Origin of the sequence: Gordonia paraffinivorans NBRC 108238 (assembly GCF_000344155.1) — a bacterium.
Lineage (GTDB): Bacteria > Actinomycetota > Actinomycetes > Mycobacteriales > Mycobacteriaceae > Gordonia > Gordonia paraffinivorans.
Genome location: NZ_BAOQ01000017.1, coordinates 71,022 through 93,943 on the forward strand (window position 1 = coordinate 71,022; position 22,922 = coordinate 93,943).

The 22,922-nt window shown below is 69.8% G+C and carries 19 protein-coding genes and 1 tRNA gene; 10 read left to right on the forward strand and 10 right to left on the reverse strand.

Translation table 11 applies throughout. From position 1 onward, the window contains the following. Window positions 1-14: 14 nt before the first annotated feature. The 7 genes from pknB to GP2_RS09425 form a co-directional block, all read right to left on the reverse strand. Window positions 15-1,964 (reverse strand): Stk1 family PASTA domain-containing Ser/Thr kinase, encoded by a 1,950-nt coding sequence (pknB, locus tag GP2_RS09395; RefSeq protein WP_006900264.1) that lies wholly within the window; start codon window positions 1,962-1,964, stop codon window positions 15-17. A gap of 71 nt (window positions 1,965-2,035) precedes the next feature. Then, the gene (locus tag GP2_RS09400) at window positions 2,036-3,418 is read right to left on the reverse strand and encodes a protein kinase domain-containing protein (protein WP_006900265.1); all 1,383 of its coding nucleotides are present in this window, start codon (window positions 3,416-3,418) and stop codon (window positions 2,036-2,038) included. Further along, window positions 3,415-4,914 carry a peptidoglycan D,D-transpeptidase FtsI family protein gene (locus GP2_RS09405; RefSeq protein ID WP_006900266.1) on the reverse strand — a complete coding sequence of 500 codons (1,500 nt, stop codon included), beginning with the start codon at window positions 4,912-4,914 and terminating at the stop codon, window positions 3,415-3,417. Before GP2_RS09405 ends, GP2_RS09400 begins: the two co-directional genes overlap by 4 nt. Next, window positions 4,911-6,344: an FtsW/RodA/SpoVE family cell cycle protein gene (locus GP2_RS09410; RefSeq protein ID WP_006900267.1), complete on the reverse strand. Its 1,434-nt coding sequence runs from the start codon at window positions 6,342-6,344 to the stop codon at window positions 4,911-4,913. Before GP2_RS09410 ends, GP2_RS09405 begins: the two co-directional genes overlap by 4 nt. Continuing rightward, the gene (locus tag GP2_RS09415; RefSeq protein WP_006900268.1) at window positions 6,341-7,846 is read right to left on the reverse strand and encodes a PP2C family protein-serine/threonine phosphatase; all 1,506 of its coding nucleotides are present in this window, start codon (window positions 7,844-7,846) and stop codon (window positions 6,341-6,343) included. Before GP2_RS09415 ends, GP2_RS09410 begins: the two co-directional genes overlap by 4 nt. Further along, window positions 7,843-8,304 (reverse strand): FHA domain-containing protein FhaB/FipA, encoded by a 462-nt coding sequence (locus GP2_RS09420; RefSeq protein WP_006900269.1) that lies wholly within the window; start codon window positions 8,302-8,304, stop codon window positions 7,843-7,845. Before GP2_RS09420 ends, GP2_RS09415 begins: the two co-directional genes overlap by 4 nt. A gap of 265 nt (window positions 8,305-8,569) precedes the next feature. Beyond that, window positions 8,570-9,844 (reverse strand): FHA domain-containing protein, encoded by a 1,275-nt coding sequence (locus GP2_RS09425; protein WP_006900270.1) that lies wholly within the window; start codon window positions 9,842-9,844, stop codon window positions 8,570-8,572. Window positions 9,845-10,134: 290 nt separating this feature from the next. Between GP2_RS09425 and GP2_RS09430 the strand changes: the two genes are divergently transcribed. Next, window positions 10,135-10,217: transfer RNA gene (locus GP2_RS09430), tRNA-Leu, on the forward strand. A gap of 298 nt (window positions 10,218-10,515) precedes the next feature. Here GP2_RS09430 and GP2_RS09435 read toward each other — a convergent pair. Next, the gene (locus GP2_RS09435) at window positions 10,516-11,799 is read right to left on the reverse strand and encodes a DUF7373 family lipoprotein (protein WP_051997198.1); all 1,284 of its coding nucleotides are present in this window, start codon (window positions 11,797-11,799) and stop codon (window positions 10,516-10,518) included. 348 nt (window positions 11,800-12,147) lie between these two features. Between GP2_RS09435 and GP2_RS09440 the strand changes: the two genes are divergently transcribed. Genes GP2_RS09440 through GP2_RS09450 form a run of 3 tightly spaced genes read left to right on the forward strand, consistent with a single transcriptional unit; the run spans window position 12,148 to window position 17,230 of the window. Next, window positions 12,148-13,956: a dynamin family protein gene (locus tag GP2_RS09440; RefSeq protein ID WP_006900272.1), complete on the forward strand. Its 1,809-nt coding sequence runs from the start codon at window positions 12,148-12,150 to the stop codon at window positions 13,954-13,956. After that, complete coding sequence (locus GP2_RS09445) at window positions 13,953-15,404, forward strand: GTPase (RefSeq protein ID WP_006900273.1); 1,452 nt, start codon at window positions 13,953-13,955, stop codon at window positions 15,402-15,404. The genes GP2_RS09440 and GP2_RS09445 overlap by 4 nt, the downstream gene beginning before the upstream one ends. Beyond that, on the forward strand, window positions 15,401-17,230 hold the full coding sequence (locus tag GP2_RS09450; RefSeq protein ID WP_006900274.1) for an Hsp70 family protein: 1,830 nt from the start codon (window positions 15,401-15,403) through the stop codon (window positions 17,228-17,230). The genes GP2_RS09445 and GP2_RS09450 overlap by 4 nt, the downstream gene beginning before the upstream one ends. 39 nt (window positions 17,231-17,269) lie before the next feature. Here the strand turns inward: GP2_RS09450 and GP2_RS09455 are convergent, their stop codons facing one another. Then, window positions 17,270-17,905, reverse strand: coding sequence for a hypothetical protein (locus GP2_RS09455; protein WP_006900275.1), 636 nt, complete (start codon window positions 17,903-17,905; stop codon window positions 17,270-17,272). A gap of 271 nt (window positions 17,906-18,176) precedes the next feature. Between GP2_RS09455 and GP2_RS20935 the strand changes: the two genes are divergently transcribed. Beyond that, a complete protein-coding gene (locus GP2_RS20935; RefSeq protein ID WP_051997199.1) occupies window positions 18,177-18,551 on the forward strand; it encodes a hypothetical protein in 375 nt (124 codons plus the stop codon). Further along, window positions 18,551-19,132, forward strand: coding sequence for an RNA polymerase sigma factor (locus GP2_RS09465; protein WP_006900277.1), 582 nt, complete (start codon window positions 18,551-18,553; stop codon window positions 19,130-19,132). Before GP2_RS20935 ends, GP2_RS09465 begins: the two co-directional genes overlap by 1 nt. Window positions 19,133-19,197: 65 nt before the next feature. On the opposite strand, the gene GP2_RS09470 is transcribed toward GP2_RS09465, so the two are convergent. Then, window positions 19,198-19,686, reverse strand: a complete 489-nt coding sequence (locus GP2_RS09470) for an FBP domain-containing protein (RefSeq protein ID WP_006900278.1) — start codon at window positions 19,684-19,686, stop codon at window positions 19,198-19,200. 227 nt (window positions 19,687-19,913) lie between these two features. Between GP2_RS09470 and GP2_RS09475 the strand changes: the two genes are divergently transcribed. The 4 genes from GP2_RS09475 to GP2_RS09490 all read left to right on the forward strand — a co-directional run bounded on the left by GP2_RS09475 (window position 19,914) and on the right by GP2_RS09490 (window position 22,897). After that, entirely contained in the window at window positions 19,914-20,669 is a 756-nt protein-coding gene (locus tag GP2_RS09475) for a DUF72 domain-containing protein (protein ID WP_006900279.1), read from the forward strand. Between the two features lie 38 nt (window positions 20,670-20,707). Then, window positions 20,708-21,220 carry an RrF2 family transcriptional regulator gene (locus GP2_RS09480; protein WP_006900280.1) on the forward strand — a complete coding sequence of 171 codons (513 nt, stop codon included), beginning with the start codon at window positions 20,708-20,710 and terminating at the stop codon, window positions 21,218-21,220. Between the two features lie 64 nt (window positions 21,221-21,284). Further along, complete coding sequence (locus tag GP2_RS09485; RefSeq protein ID WP_006900281.1) at window positions 21,285-22,466, forward strand: globin domain-containing protein; 1,182 nt, start codon at window positions 21,285-21,287, stop codon at window positions 22,464-22,466. After that, entirely contained in the window at window positions 22,463-22,897 is a 435-nt protein-coding gene (locus tag GP2_RS09490) for a hypothetical protein (RefSeq protein WP_040526698.1), read from the forward strand. Before GP2_RS09485 ends, GP2_RS09490 begins: the two co-directional genes overlap by 4 nt. The last annotated feature ends 25 nt before the right edge of the window (window positions 22,898-22,922 follow it).

Here is a 22,922-nt window from a genome sequence, read left to right on the forward strand (position 1 = left end):
GGCGCTCAGGACGATCAGTTCGGCAGGAGGCTCGCCTGGCCGACGATGATCGTGATCGCGCCGCTCTTGCGCGCCTTCGATCCGGCCGGCGGTTCCTGACCCACCACCTTTCCGTTGTCGGGGCTGTTCAGCGGGACGTTGCGGGTCTGCCGCGTCAACGTCGACCGTTCCCATCCGGCCTGCTCGAGCGCCGCCTGGGCCTCGGCCGGCGACTTGCCGCGCAGGTTCGGGACGGTGAACAGGTTGCCTCGCGACACCGAGATCTGGACCGTGCTGCCCTGCTCGGCGGTGGAGCCGGGGCCGGGCGAGGTCGAGATGACCGTGCCGGCGGGCTGCTCGCCGTCGACCGCGACGACGTCGACGACGAGACCGAGTTCCTCGAGGACGGCTCGGGCGCGGTCCTCGGACACGCCGACGACGTCGCGGACCGTGACCTCCTTGGGGCCGTTGCCGACGTTCAGCACGACAGGACCGTTGACCGGGACCTCCGTGCCGATCTTCGGGGCCGTGGACACGACCTTGTCCTTCATGTCGGCCGGCGAGTCGACCCGCTCGGTCTTGACGTTGGTGAAGCCGAGCACCTTCAGGGCGTCGAGCGCCTCCGCCGGTGTCTTGCCGACCAGGTCAGACGGTATCCGGTGGCGTTGTGGGCCCGTGGAGATGTACAGCGCGACCTCGGATCCCTGGCTCGCCAGCACACCCTCACCCGGCGTCGAGCGCGTCGCGAGACCGGCCTTGACGTCGAGACTCGGTTCCTCCAGGACGCGGACGGTGAATCCGGCCCGTTCCAGCGCGGTCTGTGCATCCTCTGAGCTGAGCCCAGCGACGGCCGGGACGGTGACGTCGGGGTTCGAGCCGGAACCCCACGGCGACCACACCAGCAGCGCGGCGATCAGCACCAGCACGGCCGCGACCGCGCCGACCATCAACTTGCGGGAGCGTCGCCGCGGCGGGAGATCGCCCGCATCGGCGTCGTACGAGTCTTCCCGCCGGTGGCCACCGCCGGACCGAAGCGGCATGGCGCGCCGCGGGCCGGTGGACTCCGAGCGGGTGGGCCGCCGCGGCCCGGTGTCGATGAGCTCGGCGCGCTCCTCGTCGGTGAGCAGCATCGGGGCCGACGGCTTGCCGCCGGCGAGGACCTTGATCAGGTCGGCGCGGAGGTCGGCGGCCGACTGATAGCGGTTGTCCTTGTTCTTGCTCATCGCCTTGAGCACGATCGAGTCGAGCTCGCGCGGGACGTCGGGGTTGACGTGCGACGGCCACGGCGGGTCCTCGTGCACGTGCTGGTGGGCGACGGCGACCGGCGAGTCACCGGTGAACGGCGGCTCTCCGGTGAGCAGCTCGAACAGCACGCAGCCCATCGAGTAGATGTCGCTGCGCGGATCCACCTTGATGCCGCGCGCCTGCTCGGGTGAGAGGTACTGGGCGGTGCCCATGACCGCCGAGGTCTGGGTCATCGTCGAAGTCGAGTCGCTCATCGCGCGCGCGATGCCGAAGTCCATCACCTTCACCGCGCCGGACTTGTCGATCATCACGTTCGCCGGCTTCATGTCGCGGTGGACGATGCCGTTGCGGTGCGAGAAGTCCATCGCCGCCGCCACGTCGGCCATCCAGGTCATGGCCTGCCGCGGCGCGATGGGCCCGTTGGACCGCAGGATGTCACGCAGCGTCTCGCCGTCGACGAACTCCATGACGATGAACGGCAGTGGACCGTCCTCGGTCTCGGCCTCGCCGGTGTCGAAGACCTGGACGATCGTCGGGTGATTCAGCTTGGCCGCGTTCTGGGCCTCGCGGCGGAACCGCAGGTAGAACGACGGGTCACGGGCCAGGTCGGCACGCAGCACCTTGATCGCCACGTCCCGGTGCAACAGGAGATCCCGGGCGTAGTGCACCTCGGACATGCCTCCGAAGCCCAGCGTTTCGCCGAGCTCGTAGCGGTCGGAGAGGAGGTGTGGTGTCGTCATCGGCCTCGGGGGTCAGCCTGTCATGTCGACAGGAACGCTTCTCGCTGATGCGGGTCGGGCATGGATCTGATCTAACACAACGGGAACGGCACACCGGGGAAGCACGGCGTTCCGGGCGCCGCGCCGGTGTCGGGGTTCTCCTCGGTCGTGTTGTCCGTCGGTGGCTGCGGCGGTGTGGTCCTGGTGGTGGTCTCCTCGCTGGGGCTCGTGGTCTCCTCGGAGGTGGTCCGGGTCGTCCGTTGCGTGGTGGTCGTCGTGTCGTCGGGCTCCGGGGGCGGGGCCACGGTCGTGGTGAACGTCTGCGTGACCGTCGACGAGGTCGACGGGGCCGGCGGCGAGGTGTCGTCGCCGCTGCTGCTCACCAGATAGAAACCGATCAGGCAGATCGCACCGACGAGCAGCGCCCCGGCCACTCCGGCCAGCACCTTCTGGCCCGTGGTCCAGGAGTCGTCCGGCGGCGGTGCCACCGGGGTGCGGCCCGTCGGCCGGGGTGTGACCGGCCTCGACGCGCTCGCCGGAGCCGTCGGAGGACGGGAGGCGACGGTGTTGCCCAGCACGGCCGTACCGGCGGCGGCCCCGGCGACGGCGGCACCCGCCGCTCCCGGACGCGGTGGCCGGCGGCCCGCCCGGACCGCGGCCACGGCGTCGGCGAACTCTCCGCCGTTGGCGTACCGGTGGCGGGGATCCTTGGCCATCGTGATCTCGATGAGCTCGCGGACGTTGGCCGGCAGGTTCGTCGGCAGCGGCGGCGGGGCCTCGCGGATGTGCTTCATCGCCACGGTGATCGCCCCGTCGCCGAGGAACGGACGCCGGCCGGTGAGGGCCTCGTACCCGACGACGCCGAGCGAGTACACGTCGGATGCGGCGGTCGCCTCGTCGCCGGTCGCCTGCTCGGGCGAGATGTACTGGGCGGTGCCCATCACCATGCCGGTCTTGGTCACCGGGGCCGAGTCCACCGCCTTGGCGATGCCGAAGTCGGTGATCTTCACCTGGCCGGTCGGGGTGATCAGGATGTTGCCCGGCTTGACGTCGCGGTGCACCAGGCCCTGGCTGTGCGCGGCCTGCAGCGCGCGGCCGGTCTGCTCGAGCATGTCCAGGGTGTTGGTGAGCGAGAGCCGGCCGAGCCGGGCGATGACCGAGTTCAGAGGCTCGCCGTCGACCAGCTCCATCACCAGGTACGCCAGCGGCTCGCCGCCGTTGTAGTCCGGGGTCTCGCCGTAGTCGAAGACGTTCGCGATGCCCGGGTTGTTCAGCTTCGCCGTCGTCTGCGCCTCGGCGCGGAACCGGGCGATGAACTCCGGGTCGCTGGTGTACTCGGCCTTGAGGACCTTCACCGCGACCCGACGGTTCAACCGGGTGTCGAGCGCCTCCCACACCTGTCCCATGCCGCCTGTCGCGATCAGGCGGATGAGCCGGTAACGATCACCGATGGTGGTGCCGTTCTGCAGGGTCATCGACTGCCACCTCCCACCAGTGCATTGATCACTTCTCGCCCGATCGGCGCGGCGACGGTCCCGCCGACGGAATCCGCACCGAACCGTCCATTCTCCACCACGACGGCCACCGCTATCTGCGCGTTGGACGACGGACCGAACGCGATGTACCAGGCGTACGGGGTGTCCGTGCTCGAGCCGCTCTCGGCCGTGCCGGTCTTCGATGCGATCGAGACCGGCCCGCCGGCGCCCGCGGTGGCGCGCTCGGATTCGATCATCATCGCCGTCAGCTCGGCGGCCTGCTCCGGCGTGATCGGCTTGTTGGCGGTGGTCGGCGGGGTGGTCTGCAACGTGCGCAGATCCGCCGACTGAAGCTTGTCCACCAGGTACGGCTGCATACGCACCCCTCCGTTGGCGACCGTTGCCGCGATCATCGCGTTCTGCAACGGGGTGACGCGCACGTCACGCTGTCCGATCGATGCCTGGGCCAGGACGTCGAGCGATGGGATCGGCCCCACGGTCGAGTCGGCGACGGGCATCGGGATGTCGGGGCCGGGCTGGTCGAGTCCGAAGAGGCGCGCGGTCTCGGTGAACTTCCCGATCGCGTCCGACATCTTCTCGGTCACCAGCTGTGCGAAGGCGGTGTTGCACGAGTACTTGAACGCGGTCTCCAGCGAGACGGTTCCCCCCGAGGAGCCCGGGCACGTCTGGCCGCCGTAGTTCGGCAGCGACACGTTGGTGCCGGGCAGCGGGTACGACGGCGCCGCGGTGAGGCGGATCGACGGCGTGATGTTATCGCGCAGCGCCGCCGCGGAGGTGACGACCTTGAACGTCGAACCCGGCGGGTAGAGCTGGTTGATCGCGCGGTTGAGCATCGGCTGGGAGGTGTCACCCGGTCGGTTCCAGGCCTCCCAGGCGCGCTCCCGGACCTCCTGGTCGTGGCTGGCGAGCTTGTTCGGGTCGTAGCTCGGGGTCGAGACCATCGCCAGGATCTTGCCCGTGTTCGGCTGCAGGGCCACCACCGCGCCGCGGCACGGCCCGTCGCACGGACCGTTCAGCATCGCCCGGTAGGCCGCCATCTGGACCTTCGGGTTGATGGTGGTGACGACGTTGCCGCCGCGCGGATCGCGCCCGGAGAACATGTCCATGAAGCGCTGACCGAAGAGCCGGTCGTCCGAGCCGTTGAGGATGGCGTTCTCGTAGTGCTCGATCTGGCTGGCGAGGTACTGGAACGAGTAAAACCCGGTCACCGGCGCGAACGCGTCGGCGCCCTCCCGCGGGTACTGGCGCAGGAACTTCAAGCGCGTGTCGGTCGGGACCGACAGGGCGATCACCGTGCCGTCGGCGGTGGTGATCAGCCCGCGCTGCCGCGAGTACTCGTCGAGCAGGACGCGGTTGTTGCGCGGATCGGTCTTCAGCGCGTCGGCCTTGAACACCTGGACATAGGTGGCGTTGGCCAGCAGCGCGACGATCATGACGATGACCGCCATGGAGACGTTGCGGATCGGCTTGTTCATCGGCGCCTCACCACCTGGGTGGGCAGCGCGTCGACCGGCTTGGGGGCGGGTCGCTTCTTGGCCGGATCCGGCTCGCGCGCGGCGTTGGAGATACGGATAAGCAGTGCGACCAGGATGTAGTTCGCCAGCAGCGACGAACCGCCGTAGGACAGGAACGGCGTGGTCAGACCGGTCAGCGGGATCAGCTTGGTGACGCCGCCGACCACCACGAAGACCTGCATCGCGATGGTGAACGCCAGGCCGGTGGCCAGCAGCTTGCCGAAGCTGTCGCGCACGGCGATGCCGGTGCGCAGTCCCCGGTGGATGAAGATCAGGTAGAGCAGCAGGATCGCGGTGAGACCGGCCAGCCCGAGCTCCTCGCCGATGGTCGCGACGATGAAGTCGGTGTTGGCGAACGGCACGATGTGCGGACGGCCGGAGCCGAGGCCGGTGCCGAACAGGCCGCCGGTCGCCAGTCCGAAGAGGCTCTGTCCGATCTGGTAGCCGGAACCGTCGAAGTCCTCGAACGGGTCGAGCCACACCGACACACGGGTCTGCAGGTGCGAGAAGATCGACCAGGCCACCACGGCGCCGATCGCGAACAGGCCGATGCCCAGCACGAGCCACTCCACGCGGGACGTCGCGACGTAGAGCATCGTCAGGATGGTCGCGAAGATCAGCAGGGACGTGCCGAGGTCCTTCTGCACGATCATCACCACGATCGCGATACCCCAGGCGGCCAGCAGCGGACCGAGGTCCCGCGCGCGGGGCAGGTCCACGCCCAGCACATGCGGGCCGGCGGTGATGAAGAGGTCGCGCTTGGAGACCAGGATCGCCGCGGCGAAGATGATGATCAGGATCTTCGAGAACTCGCTGGGCTGGATGGAGAAGAACGGCGTGATGATCCAGTTCTTCGATCCGTTGATCTCCGAGAACGAGCTCGGCAGGATCGCCGGGATCGCCAGGAAGACCAGTCCGCCCAGGCCGAGCGTGTAGGCGTATCGCGACAGCGTGCGGTGGTCCCGGATGAGGATCAGGATCGCCGAGAACGCGATGATGCCCAGCGTCGCCCACAGCAACTGCTGGTCGGCGTTGCGGGTGGCCTCGGTGGGGGTGATCGACTCGCCGGTGTTGCCCGACCCGAGGTCGAGCCGGTGGATCAGCACTAGTCCGAGTCCGTTGAGCACCGCCACGACCGGCAACAGGATCGGGTCGGCGTGCGGTGCGTAGCGACGGACCACCACGTGCGCGACGCCGAACAGCACGGAGTACGCGGCGATGTACTTGAGGATGTCCCACGACAGGCTCTGGTCCTGGGCGGCCTGCACGATGAGCAGGGCGACCGTCACCAGACCGATCGCGAACCCGAGTAGGAGCAGCTCGGCGTTGCGGCCGGTGCTCGTCGCGGGCCGGCGCGGCGGTGCGTGAGGGGCGGGTGCGGCTTGGGTCATCTCACCTGCTGCCGGCAGCTCTTACCGGCGTCCTCCGGTGGTGCGGGTCTGTCGGCGGGAGCGTCGCCGGGCGCGGGCGGGGCCACCGACTCGGTGGCGCCGCGCTGCGGGATGCCCGACGGCGCGGGGGTCGCCCGCGGGGCGGGCGGTGCGCTCGAGGCCGGTGCCGGGGAGGCCGGCGGCGTCGAGGAGGCCGGCGGGACCGGGGGAGCCGAGAGCGCGTTGTCGCACTTGAACGTGAGCTCCCTGGTGACCACGCCCTCGATCTCCTCGGAGCTGCGGTCGCGGATCATCACGTCCTTGACCGACTGCGCCGGACCCGACACGAGGTCCTCGAGGTTGAGCGGGAACTCGCACTCGTCGGAGTACGAGATGAACGTGTACCTCGGCTTCTCCTGATCGAGGTCCTCCACGCACACCCGCGTGACGGGCTCGGACAGGGAGAACGACAACACATCGGCGGGGGAGCCGCGATAGATCAGGACGTCCCCGGCAGAGTCCGCGGCGACGTAGTAGTTGTTGCGCACGATCGCGCGGACGACGAAGACGCCCGCGACGAGTGCGGCGACGACGGCGATCACGACACCCGCGACGAGCCAGCGGCGCAGCGGTGATCGAGGTCGCGGCTCCTCCACGGCATCGGCGAGGACGGTGGGCCGCTGCGGTTCGGCGGGCGGGGGACGCAGCGCCGCGGCGCGGCCGGCGGCGGTCGCGGGGTCGGGCGTGTAGTGCTCCTCGTTGCCCCCGGCGGCGCCGCCGACGATCGGCCGCGAATCGCCGTACTCGGTGTCGACGACGTCGGCAAGGACGACGGTCACGTTGTCGGGACCGCCGCCGCGCAGGGCGAGCTCGATCAGACGGTCGGCGCACTCCTTGGGGTCGGCGATGGAGCCGAGGGTCTCGGCGATCGTCTCCTCGCTGACGACATCCGACAGGCCGTCGCTGCACAGCAGGTATCGGTCACCGGCGCGCGCCTCGCGCATCGTCAGCGTGGGTTCGACCTCGGTCCCGGTCAGCGCCCGCATGATCAGCGAGCGTTGCGGATGTGTGTGCGCCTGCTCCGGGGTGATGCGACCCTCCTCGACGAGGGTCTGGACGAAAGTGTCGTCGCGCGTGATCTGGGTGAGGACGCCGTCGCGGTACAGGTATCCGCGCGAATCGCCGATGTGGCACAGGCCGATCCGGCTGCCGGCGAAGAGGATCGCGGTGAGCGTGGTGCCCATGCCGTCGAGTTCCGGCCATTCCTGGACCTGGGCCGCGATGGCCTCGTTGCCCGCGCGGGTCGCACGGTCGAGCTGACCGAGCAGGTCGCCGCCCGGTTCGTCCTCGTCGAGTGCGGACAGGGCCCGGATGACGAGCTGGCTGGCGACCTCGCCCGCGGCGTGTCCGCCCATGCCGTCGGCGAGCGCGAGCAGGCGCGGACCGGCGTAGAACGAGTCCTCGTTGTTGGACCGGACCAGACCACGGTCGCTGCGCGCGATGTAGCGCAACACGAGGGTCACGGGCGCAACTCGATCACTGTCTTGCCGATGCGGATCGGCGTGTTGAGCGGGACCTTGACCGCGGTCGTCACCTTGGACCTGTCGAGGTAGGTGCCGTTGGTGGAACCGAGGTCTTCGACGTACCAGTCGTCACCGCGTCTCGACAGCCGGGCGTGACGCTCCGAGGCGTAGTCGTCGGTGAGGACCAGCGTCGAGTCGTCGGCGCGCCCGATGAGTACGGGCTGTTGGCCGAGACCGATACGGGTGTTCGCCAGCGCGCCGTGGGTGACCACGAGATAGCGGGCGGTGCCGCGACCGGAACCGCGCCGGCGCTTGTCCGAGCCGCCGGAGTAACGCGGGATGCGCATGCCGCCGGCCGTCGCGATGTCGGCCCGCAGCGTGCGGATGACGGCGAAGACGAACAGCCAGAGCAGCAGCAGGAACCCGATACGGGTCAGCTGCAGTACCAAGCCCTGCATGTCGTGTGTTCACCTCCAGCGCCGTCACATCTCGGTCCGGTCATCGAGAGATCCGCCGCGCACCGTGTCGGTGCCGATCGAACCGGCGGACCCGTGTGCATCTTATGGGCAGTTCTCCCGAAGCCGGTCATTCACATATGACAGTTCAGTATCAACGAGCCACTGAACCGGCATCCGGAAGTCACTCACAGGCGACCCGACGCCGCCGCGACCGACGGCGTCCGGCCGGGCCGATCGCGTACGCGGGTCCCGGCAGCGGTGTCGCCTAGGAGAACCGGACGGTGATGTCCGAGTGGCCGACCCGGATGCGGTCGCCGTCGGCGAGCTCCCAGGTGTTGACCTGCAGATCGTTGACGGTGGTGCCGTTGGTCGAGTTGAGGTCGGTGAGCAGCGCGGTGGTGCCGTCCCAGCGGATCTCGACGTGCCGGCGCGAGACACCGGTGTCGGGAAGACGGAACTGCGCGTCCTGGCCGCGCCCGATCACGTTGGAGCCCTCGTGGAGCTGGAAGGTGCGGTTGCTGCCGTCCTCCAGGTAGAGGGTGATCGTCGTCGGCGCGTAGCCGCCGGCCGGGCGTCCGTAACCCTGGTCGTAGCCGCCCTGATAGTCGTAGCCCGCCGGCTGCTGGCCGTAGCCCTGCTGGCCGTAGCCCTGGTCGTAACCGGGCTGCTGGCCGTAGCCCTGGTCATAGCCCTGCTGGCCGTAACCCTGCTGGTAGTCGTAACCGGGCTGCTGGCCGTAGCCCTGGTCGTAGCCGGGCTGCTGACCATAACCGGGCTGCTGGCCATAGCCCTGCTGCTCGTAGCCCTGCTGGCCGTACCCCTGGCCATAGCCCTGCTGGCCGTACCCCTGGTCGTAGGCCGGCTGCTGTCCGTAGCCCTGCTGCTCGTAGCCGCCCTGCTCGTACGCGGGCTGCTGCTGGTCGTAGCCCTGCCGACCGTACTGGTCGTAACCCTGCTGGTCATACGCCTGCTGGTCGTAGGCTGCCTGGTCGTAGGCGGGATCGGCGCCCCTGCGCTGGTCGTATCCGGGGTTCTGAGTCATGTTCGGGGCTCCTTGGTCTGGGTTGGCCTGGAGAGGATTCGGGGCCGGCTGTCCGGCAGGGTGGTGCGGGGCCTTCGGGGGCGGGGCGTCGTGTCCCGGACGTGACGGCACCGGTCGGGGCCGCGCATCCGGGTTGACCGCCCCGCGGACACGGAAGATCCCGGTGTGCAGGGTCGGCGATTGTTCGAACTCTACGACCACCTGGCCGTAGGTCTGCCAACCGTTGTCCTTGATGAAGTGTTCCAGATGCTTCGAGAAGGTCTTGCGGTTCAGTTCGTATTCCGCGGCGATGTGCTCGTGGTCGGACGGGCTCAGGAGCAGTGTGTAGCTGTTCGCCGCAAGGATCGCGCCGTCGCCGAGGTTCTCCAGCGACTCCTCGGCTTCACGCTGCAGTCCGTGTTCGATCTCCTGCGGGGCGACCTGACCACCGAAGACCCGAGCGAATCCGTCGTCGACGGCGCCCTCGAGCTTGCGTTCGATCCGTTGCAGTATCCCCACCGAGACCTCCTTTCGCGGGCTGGACGAGCGTGTCGCCGTGCATCTGGCCTTGTTTGATGATAGCGACAAGAAAGGACAACTGTGCCACCACGACAACTGGTGCACCGTGTGTAACACCTGTACCAGCACTGTGGCCAGTCTCTCCCTGGATCTGTCGGTTCCCAGCTCACCGGCGGTGCCGGAGCCGGTCCGCCCACCCGGTTTTGAATCGACGGCGGAGTGCTGTTATCGTCGTCCAGGCGTTGGAGGAAAACATCCGACGACATGCTCGCCGGGAGACCGGCGGCCACGGGCGAGTGGCGGAATGGCAGACGCGCTGGCTTCAGGTGCCAGTGTCCTTCGGGACGTGGGGGTTCAAGTCCCCCTTCGCCCACCGAGAGCGCAAGCTCACCGGACGAGACCGGATCGCGGACAAGCGATCTGGTCTTTTTCGTTTGGCGTCCGCCGGCGCCGCGGGAGGACGAGGCGTCGTCCACTGCCGGCTGATCGGCGGTCGCCCGGATCGGATACCGGCGCGGGATCTGTTGCTGGGCCGCCTCCCTGTCGCCGTCGCCGGCTTCTCGACGAGCTCACCGCTCCTACCCGCGCTGGCGGAGCGGAACACCGGCGAGCCGGCCACGTCGCGGGCGCGACCGCTGCGGCTCCCGACGCCGATGCCCCACTCCCCGCTCCTAGTTGGCGTTCTGATCGGCCTTGGTGAGGATCAGGTACTGCGCCGAGGTCTGCTGGTAGACGTCGCGTTTGCTCGACGAGCCCAAAATCGCGACGTATCGCCCCACCTGGACCGCGCACTGGTACGCGGTCCGGTCGCCCCCGGTGGGGGTGGCCTCGCACCGTGCGGCGGGGAGTCCGGGCGGCGGGGCGATGGCGGTGGTGCTGTCCGAGTCGTCCGCCTTGGGCATCAGGTACTCCTCGGCCTTCTCCGGGGTCTCGGCCCGGAAGACGATCGAGCGGTCGACGGCGGTCGCGAGGGAACCGGCCCGCTCGGCTGCGTTGAGGGTCATGGGCGGGTCGGCCGCGAAGTGCGCGAGTCCGCGAGGACCGTAGACGGCACGGACGGCCAACGGGTTGAGTCCGGTCTTCTTCTCGGCGATCTCCTGGTCGGAGTAGGGGAGCGCGTAGATGAGGATCTTGTTCTCGTCCATGCGGGGCCGGCCCGCCACCGGGGCCCGACCCATGTTCCTGTTGTCCTGGGCCGACGGCGTGCGGGGGAACTTCGAGATCAGATCGGCCTGTCGGGTCAGCGCGGTGCGGATCAGCGACTCCGACTGCGCCGCCGCCTCCGCGGTGCTCACCCTCGTCCACGCGTAGACCGCGTACACGTCGCGCTGGGTGTAGCCGGCCGCGTGATGTCCGCCGTGGCCGGGCGACACGGCGTTGAGGAAGACGCCGCCCGGGACTCCCTGCAGCGGCGTGATCGGCGCGTTGTTCCAGTCCCGCGAGGTGATCCGGGCGAGTTGGTCCACGGCGGCCCGGGCATCTCCGGGGGTCAGGTAGCGCAGGACGACGATCTGGAGATTGCGCTGTTCCCGCGGTCCGCTCGCCGGCGTCCGGGCACTCGTCGAGAACCCGCCGAGGAACCGCTCGTTCGCGGGGATGGTCGCGGCACCCTCGCCGAAGAGCACGCCGAGCGCCGCGCGGCTGGCGATGGGGGCCGTGAAGAGGGCGTTCGGCTGCGTCACGTCGGGTGCGAGCTCGAACGGAGGGATGATGAACTGGCCCATCCGCTGGCCCTCCACGCGGAGGAACTCGGCGTCGTCGGCGGGGTAGTCGAACGGCGGCCGCGGCTCCGTCGGGTAGTCGCCGGTGTCGAGCGCGGCGAGATCGACGGAGGACGTCGCGGCCTCGGCGTCCTTCGCGGAGGGGACCGGTTGGCCGTCGGTGGTGCATGCCGCGGTCCCGGCGACCACCAGGGCCGCCGTCGCCACGGCGACGATCGGGCGCCAATCTTTCATCTCGGAGTCCTCCCCTGCAGCCCTGCCCCGCGGAGAGTTCCTCCGAGCGGCGGCGTTCATCGATGTTTCTCACCGGATGTGTTGCCGCGCGAACCCCCGCTGGTTCCCCCGAGACCGAATCTGCACGATTCTGTGGTGAATGCAGGATAGTGCCGGATGTCCGCCGGTCGCCCAGCCGGTCCGCCGCGCCCCGACCATCGGGCGGTCACCGGCACTCGCGTCCTCTGTTCGGAGGACTGGCTGGGGGAGACGCGTCGGCCCCTTTTTTGCGCTCAGGCGTCCGGTCGATCAGCATGATCGCATGACCGGGTGGGGTGGTGGCGGTGGCGCCGCAGGGCGGCGCATCGCATGAGCGCGCCGCTCGCATCGGTCCCCGAGTCCGCGCGGACGGTCGTCGCCGATGCCGTCAAGGTGTTGCGCGCATACCAGAAGGACGCGGTCGCCGATCTGGCCGAGGACCGGCTGAACCGACGGCCGAAGCGCATCGTCGTCGTCGCCGGAGAGGTCCAGCGGGGCAAGAGTTCCCTGGTCAACGCGCTGGTGGGTCGTCGCGACCTCTGTCCGGTCGGGGTCGACGTGACCTCCTCGGTCACGGTGTCGGTGACCGCCGGGCCGGAGGCCGACGCCGAGCGCGCCGAACTGTACTTTCCGTCCGGGCCGCGGCCGGTCTCGCCGGCGGAACTGGCCGACTGGGTCACCGTCGACGGGCAGAAGGTGCGCGACCGGACCGTCGACGAGTTGCCCACGGCCGCGGCCATCGCCCTCCGGGACGCGCGGGTCGCCGACGTCACCCTCGTCGACACGCCCGGCGTCGGTGGACTCGACCCCGGCCTGGCGAAGCTCGCGTCCGAGTCCACCCGGCAGGCCTGTGTGCTGGTGCTGGTGTGCGATGCCTCGTCCCCGATCACCGCGCCCGAGATGGAGTTCGTCCGGCAGGCGGGGTCGACGGTCGATGCGGTCGTGGTCGCCGTGACCAAGACCGACAAGAACCTCGGCCGCTGGCGGGAGGTCGTCGTCGAGAACCGGCGGCTCATCGCCGAGCACCTGGGCCGGGAGGTCCCGGTGATCGGGGTGTCGAGCCTTCTCGCCGTCCTCGGCGCCGAGAGCCCCGACCCCGGCCTGCGCGACCGTCTGGAAGCCGACTCGGGGATCACCGAACTACGCGACGCCGTCGTCACCCGCCTCGACCGGGCGGTCGCCTCGCCGCACATCGACGCGGTGCGTACCTGTCTGGAAGGACTGCGCGTGGTGCGTGCGTCCATCGCGGACGAACTCGCGGCGGTCGAGGCCGGCGAGGCCGCGCTCCCGGATCTCACGGCCGAACGTGACCGCCTCACCGAACTGCAGGCCCAGTCCCGTCAATGGGAGCAGTATCTCGCCCGCGATCTGACCCTCCTGCGACAGGAGGCGATCGACGACCTCGAGCGTCGGCTCGACGCGATCCGCGACAAGTGGACGACCCACATCAACAAGAACGGCATGGAGGTGCTGCGTCGGAGTGAACAGAAGTTCGCCGCCGACATGCAGGCCGACCTGCAGATGGCGATGGCCGAGACCCTGACCGGCTTCCTGCGGCGGTTGCACGACGTCGTCGTCGCACCCCGCTTCGCCGACGACCCGACGGTGTGGGCCGAGGTGAGCAGTCGGATCGTGAACTCGTTGCAGGACAAGAGGATCGAGACCCACCAGGTCGCGAGCAAGACGCAAGGCCTCCTCGACCCGACGCTGTTGACGATGGGCGTCGTCGGATCGTCCACTCTCGGAGGGCTTCTCGGGTTGTCGGCGTTGCTCGGCGTGGGCATCGTCGTCGGCACCGTGTGGGTGGGGGTGAACCTGAGCTTCCGGGCGATCCGGGCGGGCAAGACCAACCTTCTGTCCTGGCTGCGGGAAACGCTCGCGACCACCAAGACCGCGACCAATCGCCTGCTCGACAGCGCGGTCGCGCAGGCGCGACCGGAGATCGTCATCCACTACCGCGACCACCTGCGCACCGGCATCGAGCAGTTGCAGACGACGATCAACGAGGTGCAGGAGGCCGCCGCCGCGTCGGCCGCCGCCCGGCAGAAGACGACGCAACGGCTCACCTCGAATCTGGCCATCGTCGACAAGCGCATCGTCGCCGCCGAGACGATCCTGAGCGGGGGCGATCCCACGTGACCGCGTCGAACGATCCCATCCACGTCGCGCTCGACCGCGGGCTGCGTCAGCTGGCCGCCCTGGGCGGTGACTGTGTCGCACAAGCGAATTCGATCGGAGCCATTCTCTGGTCCCCACCCCGTGTCGTGGTCGTCGGCCGCCTCAAGGCGGGTAAGTCGACGCTGGTGAACGCGCTGATCGGGGCGCCGGTGGCCGAGACCGCGGCGCTGGAGGCGACCAACGTGGTCACCGTCTACCAGGACGGTGCGCCGTCGCGGGCCGAGGTCGTCGGCCTCGACGGCACCCGTCGACCCGCCGCCCTGGGGCCGGCCAGCGGCGTCGAATCCCCCTTGTTCGCAGGCGACATCGCCTATGTCGACCGGTGGCTCCCGTCGGCGGCGCTGCGCGAACAGACGCTGATCGACACCCCCGGCCTGTCGACCCTGACCGTGGCCAACGACGCGGCGACCCGCCGTGTGACGATCGACGGCTTCGAGCAGACCCGGAGCGCGTCGGTCGACGCCGACGCCGCGGTCTTCCTGTTCGACGCCGCGCCCCGCGCGGACGAGATCGAGTTCCTCAACCGTCTGCCGTTCACCCCGCTGACCACGCTGGGGGTCCTCTCGCGTGCCGATTCCTTCGGCGAGGGTGCCTGGGGCAGAAGAGATCCGCTCGATCACGCACGACAGCACGCGGTGCGGCTGGCCGCCCGCCTCGGCGATGTCGTCAGCGAGGTCGTCCCGGTGTCGGGACTGATGGCGCAGACCAGTCACACCGGGATGCTGACCGAACGTCACGCCGCGTCGCTGGCGCGGTTGCACGGTGTGGGCCGGCTGGACGTGCTGCGCATCTTCGACTCCGCCGATCCCGCGGCCGGTCCGATCCCGCCCGCGGAGCGGGTCGAGCTCCTCGGCCTGCTGGGGGAGTACGGGGTGCTCAACGGTCGCGGGATCGCGGCGGGCGGAGGGGCGGCCGCGCTGAACGCCTGGCTGGCGGATCGCTCCGGCCTGGCCGCGCTGCGTCGCGCACTCCGGGCCTCGACCACGCGGTTCGCCGTCCTCCACCGGGCGCACCGCATCCTGGCCCGCCTCGACCGGCTGGCCTTCGACCATCCTGCGCGCGACCACATCCGGACCATCGCGGCGACCCTGCGCGCCGATCCCGCGCTGCTGCCGGTGACCGTCCTCGAGGACTATCAGCGCATGCTCGACACCGACCCGCAGTCGCCGGTGACCGACGAGTTGCGCACGATCCTCACCGCGACCGGACCGGCAGGCCGGGTCGGCCTCGCGGAGACCACCCCGCCGGGGGAGATCGCCGTCCGGGCACAGCGACTCCTCGCGGCCGCGCAACAGCGCACGCTCGCGACCCGCTCGGCCGCCGAGGACGCCGCGCTGGTCACCCTCATCCGGATCTACACGATGTTGGCCACAGGCCACCAGCCACCGAGGAACATCCCCACGCCATGACAGCTGCATCCCACACGTGGTCTCTGGCCATCGATTTCGGCACCTCCAACTCGGCGGCCGCGCACTCCGGCGCCACCAGCGGCAGCATCGAGGCACTGTCGCTGAGTCACACGAGCAACCTGATGCCGTCGGCGGTGTTCGTCGACGGGCCCGCCGGCATCCTGGTCGGGGCGGCGGCGCTCAACGCCGCCGCGCAGAACCCGGCCGGGTTCTGCGCCTCACCCAAGCGGCTCATCGGACAGCAGCCGGGCGTCCGGGCGAACGGGTTCGACGTGCCGACATCCGCACTGGTGGCGGCGGTGATGCGCGCCATCGTCGGTCGCGGTCTCGCCGCACATGCCGGCGTCATGCCCGACCGGGTCGTCCTCACACACCCGGAGGCGTGGGCGCCCCGGCAGATCCAGGTGCTGGTCGACGCCGCGATGGCCGCCGGAATCCCGCGCGAGCGGATCACCACCGTCTCCGAGCCGCGCGCGGCGGCGGGACACTACTCGCGCTCCCACGCACTCCAGCACGGCGCGCGGATCGCGGTGTTCGACTTCGGCGGCGGCACCCTCGACGTGGCGGTTCTCGAGGTGACCGACACGAACGGCTTCCGCGTGATCGCCGCGCGCGGCGACAACGGCCTGGGCGGCAAGAACTTCGATGCGCTGCTGCAGCGCTGGGTGGAGGATCGCGTCGCCGACCGGGACCCCGACCATGCGTCCTGGCTGCGTCGCGGGGCGCCGATCGACGCCGTCCAGGCGCTCCAGGCATCGGTGCAGCAGGCGAAGGAGTTGCTGTCGGAGACACCGTCGGCCACCATCACCGTGCCCGGACCGGCAGGACGGATCACCCTGCAGATCACGCGTGACGAGTTCGACGAACTCATCAGCCCCGCGGTCGAGGCTGCGCTGCATCTGACCCGTGCGACGTTCGCCGATGCCGGCCTGACCCACCCCGGTCAGCTCACGGCGCTGTACCTGACGGGCGGGTCGTCGAGGATCCCGCTCGTCCAGCGACGCCTCGGGGAGGTCGGTCCGGTGGCGACCCTCGACGATCCGAAGACCGTTGTGGCCCAGGGCGCCCTGTTGACCGTGCTGGCCGACTCGGCGCCGACGCAGCCGCGCCCGGTGCCCGCGCCGGCCGAGCTCATGCCGTCCTGGCACACCCGGCCCGAGTCCGGGGGTCAACAGCCCGCGGCCACCCGGGGCCGATGGAAGCGGATCGCCGCGGCGGGTGTGGCCGCGGCGGCGGTCGTCGCGGCGGTGGTGGGAGTCGTGGCCGCCACCCGCGGCGGCGACGAGCCGGTGCCGCAGGCGTCGACACCGACCGAGACCATGGAGACCGACCCGCGGGACTCGTGGCCGACGGGAGAGGACGAGGGTCCGATCCTCACCGACGTCGAGCAGGCGCGGCGTCAGCTGCCGGCCACCCTGCAGTCCTACCTGACCGGATGCGAGCGCAACCGGGTGAACGGGGCGAACGGGAACGGCGCGACATCGGTGAGCTGCGAGATCTCCAAGGACAGTCCCCTCGCCGGACTCGGCGAGGGATTCCTCACGGGGATCATGAGTTTCACCTTCAACGTCGACGTCAACGAGGCGAACCGCGACATCATCGACATCCGCAACCGCACCTACTGTTTCGACGATCGCGAGCGATGCGAACTCGTGGAGGACACAGCCCGGTCGGCCGCCGCGGAGGTCACACAGGTGGCACCGGGGTCCGAGCGGTACTCGTTCCGGTACGCCAACCCCAAGAGCGGCGTCGTCATGAGGATGTCGGACCTCAACTCGTTGGAGGACGCGCGCGCCTTCCTGACCCGCTCGGGCCTGATCAACTGATCGTCCGAGTGGGGACGGAGACCTCTCCGGTGGGATCGGTCAGACGTCGATGTCGTCGTGGCCGTGAGCGTGGCCGCCGCTGTACGGGTCCGACGGCTCGCTGCCGTACGCGCCGTCCTCGTCGATGAACACGTCGATCCGGCCGTCGCCGTCGAGGTCGCGCCCGAGCACGTCGACGCTGCCGTCGTGGTCGGTGTCGACGGCGAACGTGTCGTAGCGTCCGTCCGCGTCGGTGTCGACGGCGACCGCGTCGATCCGGCCGTCGGCATTGCTGTCGACGGACAGGGTGTCGGGGGAGCCGTCGCGGTCGGTGTCCTCGAGGAGCGTGTCGGCGCGACCGTCCCCATCGGTGTCCAGGGTCTGCGCGACGAGGCGGCCGTCCTCGTAGTGGTCGACCCGGGTCCGGTCCCCGGACGCGTCGTAGTGCACGACCCGGTCGACGGTGCCGTCGCGGTCGTCGTCGGTGGCGACGACGGATCCCCCGTCCGCGGTGGGAGCGGCAGCCGTGTCGGCGCGCCCGTCCCCGTCGGTGTCGGCCTCGACGAGGATCACGTTCCCGTCCTCGTCGTAGTGGACGTCCACGTGGTTGCCGGCGCTGTCGGTGGTGTGGAGGACCCGGCCGCCGTTCGGTGCGGACGGAGGGGTGCTGCTGCTGGTACTGGGGTTCCCGGACATGCTGTGGCGCCTTTCGGACTCGGTGGTGAGCGTGTCGGGTATCTGTTGCCACCGGGTGCGAGAAAGGTTCCCCCGACCCCGTATGGCGCGTCGATCCTCCCCCGCGAACGCGCATCTCTCCTGTTCGCCGAGTACATCACGGGCCGGTGGAACCTCACGGACCGACCCGGGCATCAGACCCGGGACGGCCGTCGTCGAGGACGTAGCATCGTTTCAGCGGTGGCCGCGGCGTCGGACACCCGCGCGGGACCTCCCGCACACGATTGGAGCTGTGACCATGCACGACGACGAGTCGGCCATCCTGGCCTCGTTCGGTGTCGACGCCGGGGCGCTGCCGGAGCCGCCGTCGGACGTCTGGGAGGCCGCCCTCGCCGCGGCGTTCGACCCGCACGCGACCGCCGATCCCGACACCGTTCCGGAGATGGACGACACCCTGCCCGACGAGGACGGCCTGCAGCTCGCGGCCGACGCGCCCGACGACCTGTCGACGGTTCCCGGCGCAGGTGTGGAATCGGAGGCGGTGGACCTCGGCGGCATCGACGACGCCGGGACGGACCTGTCAGAGGACGTCGGCGGCGCCGAGTCGGGATCGGTGTGGCTCGTCGACCCGGGCGACGATCCCGGCGCCGGAGGTCATGACCTCTGATGGACACGACGCCACCGGCGATCGACGAGACCGCCCTGCTCCTGGCCGCCCGCAACGGCGACCAGCGCGCCTTCGCGCAACTCGTCGGCGCGCACCGCACCCATGTGTGGGCGGTGTGCCTCAACATCTGCACCGACCAGCACGACGCCGAGGACGCGCTCCAGAACACGCTGGTCGCGGCGTGGCAGAACCTGCACAAGTTCCGGGGCGAGTCCCGGTTCTCCACCTGGCTGCACCGCGTCGCCGCGAACAACGCGCTCATGGTGGTGCGCAAGCGCAAGCCCAACACCCGGAGCACCGATTTCACCGACCCGGACCAGCCGGTGCAGCTCGTCGACGACGACGGCGGTGACCGGTTCGACGAGAGGATCGCCCTGCGCGACGCGGTCCGCCAGGCGCTCGGCAGACTGTCCGAAGACCAGCGGGAGGCCGTCGTCCTGCGGGAGTACGGTGACATGAGCTACGCCGACATCGCCGCGCATCAGGGGGTTCCGGTCGCGACGATCAAGTCGAGACTCAACCGCGCGCGGACTCACCTGGCGGAGCTGTTGCGGGATCACGCTGCCGCACAACCGGAGTAGACCGGGCGATCCGGTCGCGCCCGTGCCCGATAATCCGGGTCGGACACCACCGGATCCACCGCGACCTACCGATCCAGCACCCGCCGGGCGAAGCCCTCGAGGTGAAGCTGCAGGGTCAGGATCCGCTCCTGCCGAAGGGCTTCTGGGTCCGAGCCGGCCATGTGGGCGGGCGGCTTCATCCGGACGTGCTTCGAACACGCGAAGTCCGAGCAGACGAGGGTGCCGATGGTGTCGCCCTTGCGGCCGGCGGGGCCGGCGAGCTTCGCGCTGAAGAAGGCGACGTCGCTGGGCAGGAAGACGTCCTCGCAGAACGAGCAGAGCTGGCGGTTGCGCGGCTGGCGTCCGCCGAGCCGCAGCATGACGCCCACGGCCTCGTCGTCGACGGGGATCACGAGGTAACCGATCTGCGGCTGCCGTGGATCGCGCCAGCCGAGGAAATCGAGTCGCCCCCAATCCAACTCGTCGAGGTCGGATGGGAGTGCCAGTGCCTTGCGTTCGCGCAGGGTCACGTTGACGAAGGATCCGCGGATCGCGGATTCGCTGAGGGCATGCATGGGAGAACACCTCTGGTGTCGTGGGAGGAAATGAGGGTGCGCGTCGACCGGCGCGGGCCGCGGTGCGGTCACTCGCGCCTGTCGGGGCAGGTCACTCAAGCGTCGGCGCGCACGGCGCCGACGACCTCCTCACGCCCGGTGGGCGACGACATCTCCAGAAGCACGTCGACGATGGTCACGGAAAGACGTTGTGTCTGTCAACGGCATATCTGCGTAGTATCGGCGAGGTGCTCCATATCGGCACCTCAGGCCGGCAGTACAAGGACTGGCGCGGCGCGTTCTATCCCGAGAAGCTGCCGCAGAAGCAGTGGCTGGACTTCTATGCCCGGCACTTCACCACGGCCGAGGTGAACAACACCTTCTACCGCCTACCCGAGAAGCAGGTGTTCGAGACCTGGGCGGAAACCGTGCCTGCCGGCTTCCGGATGGCAGTGACGATGAGCCGTTACCTCACGCACATCAAACGCCTGCGCGATCCGGCGGAACCGGTCGATCGGTTCCTGACCCGCGCCGCCGGCCTCGACGACCGCCTCGGTCCGGTCCTGATCCAGCTCCCGCCCGATCTGCCGGCGCGGGTCGAGGCCCTCGAGGCGACGCTCGGGCTCTTCCCACCCCACGTCCGCGTCGCTGTCGAACCCCGTCACGAGTCCTGGTGGACCGACGGGGTCGAGGAGGTCCCGGTCCGGCACAATGCCGCGCTCTGTTGGGCCGACCGCCGCAACCGGGTCCTCACCCCGCTGTGGCGGACTGCCGACTTCGGTTACCTCCGTCTCCACGAGGGCACCGCGCGTCGTCGGATGAGCTACGGCGCGCGTGCCCTCGACGCCTGGCTCGGACGGCTCACGGAGGTCTTCGACGAGGACGCCGACGTCTACGTCTACGTCAACAACGATCCCGGGTGTGCCGCCGTTGACAACGCCAAGACGCTGATCACCCGCGCCCGTGCCGCCGGTATCGCAGTGAGGCAGAACACGTCTCATTAATTGGTATCACCAGTACCAATTTGTGTTTTACTTGCGGCATGCAGCTGACCCGCTTCACCGACATCGGCCTCCGGGTCGTGATGCGGCTTGCGGTGGCTGCCGAACAGACCTCTGCCCCGGTCGTTCTCACCACCAAGGACCTCGCGGCCGAACTGTCCGTCCCTTACACGCATGTCGCCAAGGTCGTCGGCAGGCTGTCGGAGATGGGCGTCGTGCACGCGCGCCGAGGACGGTCGGGTGGGCTCACCATCACCGAACTCGGACGCGAGGCGCGGGTGGGCCGGCTCGCCCGTTCCCTCGAAGGGGACGGGGAGGTCGTCGACTGCGAGGGGCCGCAGCCGTGTCCGCTTCGGCACGGTTGCCGGTTGCGCGGAGCGCTCGCCCGCGCGGCGCAGGCCTTCTACGAGAGCCTCGACGGCCTGACCGTCGCCGAGCTGGCGCAGGAGCCGACCTCGGCCGTGCTGCTGTCGTTGTCACCGAGGGTCCCGACGGGCCCGACCGGCGGCGACGGACCGAGCTCGACCGGCGCGATGCCGGCAGCCGACTCGTAGCCACTCCCAAGACTTCCGGCGACCGCCGGGTCATCACCCACGAGCAGTGAACAAAGGAGTTCTCATGCTGTCCGACACCCAACGTGCCACCATCGCGGCCACCCTGCCCGCCGTCGAAGGCGCCCTCCCGCAGATCACGCCCCGCTTCTACGAAGGCCTGTTCACCGCGCATCCGGACCTGCTCGACAACCTCTTCAACCGGACGCACCAGAAGTCGGGCGAGCAGCCGCAGGCCCTGGCCGGATCGATCGCCGCCTTCGCGCGGCTCCAGCTCGAGCCCGACGTCCGCCGCCAGCGGTTCATCCTCGGGCGGATCGCGCACAAGCACGCCTCGCTCGGCGTGACGGCCGCCCAGTACGACGTCGTCCACGAGCATCTGTTCGCGGCCATCGTCGACGTCCTCGGCGAGGCGGTCACCCCCGAGGTCGCCGACGCGTGGGATCAGTTGTACTGGGACATGGCCGATCTGCTGATCGCCGAGGAGGCCGGGCTCTACGCCGACGCCGGCGTGCCCGCCGGTGACGTCTGGCGGAAGGCACGCGTGACCGACCGGACCCAGGTCTCCCCGGACACGATCGCCCTCACTCTCTCCGGCGTCGCCGATGACCTGCCGGGTTTCCGTCCGGGACAGTACATCTCGGTCCAGGTGCCGCTCGCCGACGGCGCTCGCCAGATCCGTCAGTACAGCCTCACCGGATCGCCCGCCGAGCCCACCTGGAGGTTCAGCGTCAAGCTCGCCGGCGAGGTGTCCGAGCACCTGCACGAACACGTCTTCGAAGGCGACGTCCTCGATGTGAGCACGCCGTTCGGCGATCTCGTCCTGCCCGACGACGATGCGCCGTTGCTGCTCGCCTCCGCCGGCATCGGCTGCACGCCGGTCATCGGCCTGCTGACCGCGCTGAGCGAGCGCAGGGACGACCGGCCGGTCACCGTGCTGCACGCCGACCGCTCGCGCAACCGGCAACCGCACCGCGGAATGCTGGCGGCACTGGTGGATTCGCTGCCCGACGCACGACTGGTCCAGTGGTATGAGAACACCTCGCCGCACATCGTCTCCGACACCATCCGGGTCGGGCGGATGTCGCTGGACGACATCGAGATCCACCCCGAATCCCGTGTCATGCTCTGCGGTCCCGGCGGATTCCTGACGTCGATGCGAGACGCCCTGCTCGACCGCGACGTCGACGAGACCCGCATCCACTACGAGACCTTCGGTCCGGAACTCCTGCGGGCGGGTGCGCGATGAGCTCCGTAGGAGCGGTGGTCACGGCCGTCACGTTCGTGTGGCTCGGCATGGTGCTCGCCATCTCGTTCCTGGAGGCGCCGCTGAAGTTCCGGGCACCCGGGATCACCCTCCCGCTCGGGCTGGGGATCGGCCGCCTGGTCTTCCGCGCACTCAACGCCGCCGAGGCCGTGTGGGCGGTCATCGTCGTGGTCGCGGTGATCGTCGGTTCGTGGGCGGGGCCGGCCGTGCCCGTCGCCGCGGGGATCGCCGTCGGCGCGCTGCTCGTGCAGCTCGTCGCGGTGCGCCCCGCGCTGACCCGGCGTTCGGATGCCGTGCTGGCCGGGCACGAGGGGCCGCGCAGCTCGGCACATCTGGTCTATGTGGCGATCGAGGTGGTGAAGGTCGCGGCGCTGATCTGGCTCGGCGTCGCGGTGTTGATCAGCGCCACCTGAGCACCGGCGCGACGGATCACCGTGT

Coding starts and splice junctions, on each gene's coding strand:
- GP2_RS09470 (WP_006900278.1), bottom strand. CDS start 19,686: ATGCATGCCCTCAGCGAATCCGCGATCCGCGGATCCTTCGTCAACGTG.
- pknB (WP_006900264.1), bottom strand. CDS start 1,964: ATGACGACACCACACCTCCTCTCCGACCGCTACGAGCTCGGCGAAACG.
- GP2_RS09455 (WP_006900275.1), bottom strand. CDS start 17,905: ATGTCCGGGAACCCCAGTACCAGCAGCAGCACCCCTCCGTCCGCACCG.
- GP2_RS09480 (WP_006900280.1), top strand. CDS start 20,708: ATGCAGCTGACCCGCTTCACCGACATCGGCCTCCGGGTCGTGATGCGG.
- GP2_RS09410 (WP_006900267.1), bottom strand. CDS start 6,344: ATGACCCAAGCCGCACCCGCCCCTCACGCACCGCCGCGCCGGCCCGCG.
- GP2_RS09440 (WP_006900272.1), top strand. CDS start 12,148: ATGAGCGCGCCGCTCGCATCGGTCCCCGAGTCCGCGCGGACGGTCGTC.
- GP2_RS09435 (WP_051997198.1), bottom strand. CDS start 11,799: ATGAAAGATTGGCGCCCGATCGTCGCCGTGGCGACGGCGGCCCTGGTG.
- GP2_RS09420 (WP_006900269.1), bottom strand. CDS start 8,304: ATGCAGGGCTTGGTACTGCAGCTGACCCGTATCGGGTTCCTGCTGCTG.
- GP2_RS09400 (WP_006900265.1), bottom strand. CDS start 3,418: ATGACCCTGCAGAACGGCACCACCATCGGTGATCGTTACCGGCTCATC.
- GP2_RS09490 (WP_040526698.1), top strand. CDS start 22,463: ATGAGCTCCGTAGGAGCGGTGGTCACGGCCGTCACGTTCGTGTGGCTC.
- GP2_RS09450 (WP_006900274.1), top strand. CDS start 15,401: ATGACAGCTGCATCCCACACGTGGTCTCTGGCCATCGATTTCGGCACC.
- GP2_RS09405 (WP_006900266.1), bottom strand. CDS start 4,914: ATGAACAAGCCGATCCGCAACGTCTCCATGGCGGTCATCGTCATGATC.
- GP2_RS09485 (WP_006900281.1), top strand. CDS start 21,285: ATGCTGTCCGACACCCAACGTGCCACCATCGCGGCCACCCTGCCCGCC.
- GP2_RS09465 (WP_006900277.1), top strand. CDS start 18,551: ATGGACACGACGCCACCGGCGATCGACGAGACCGCCCTGCTCCTGGCC.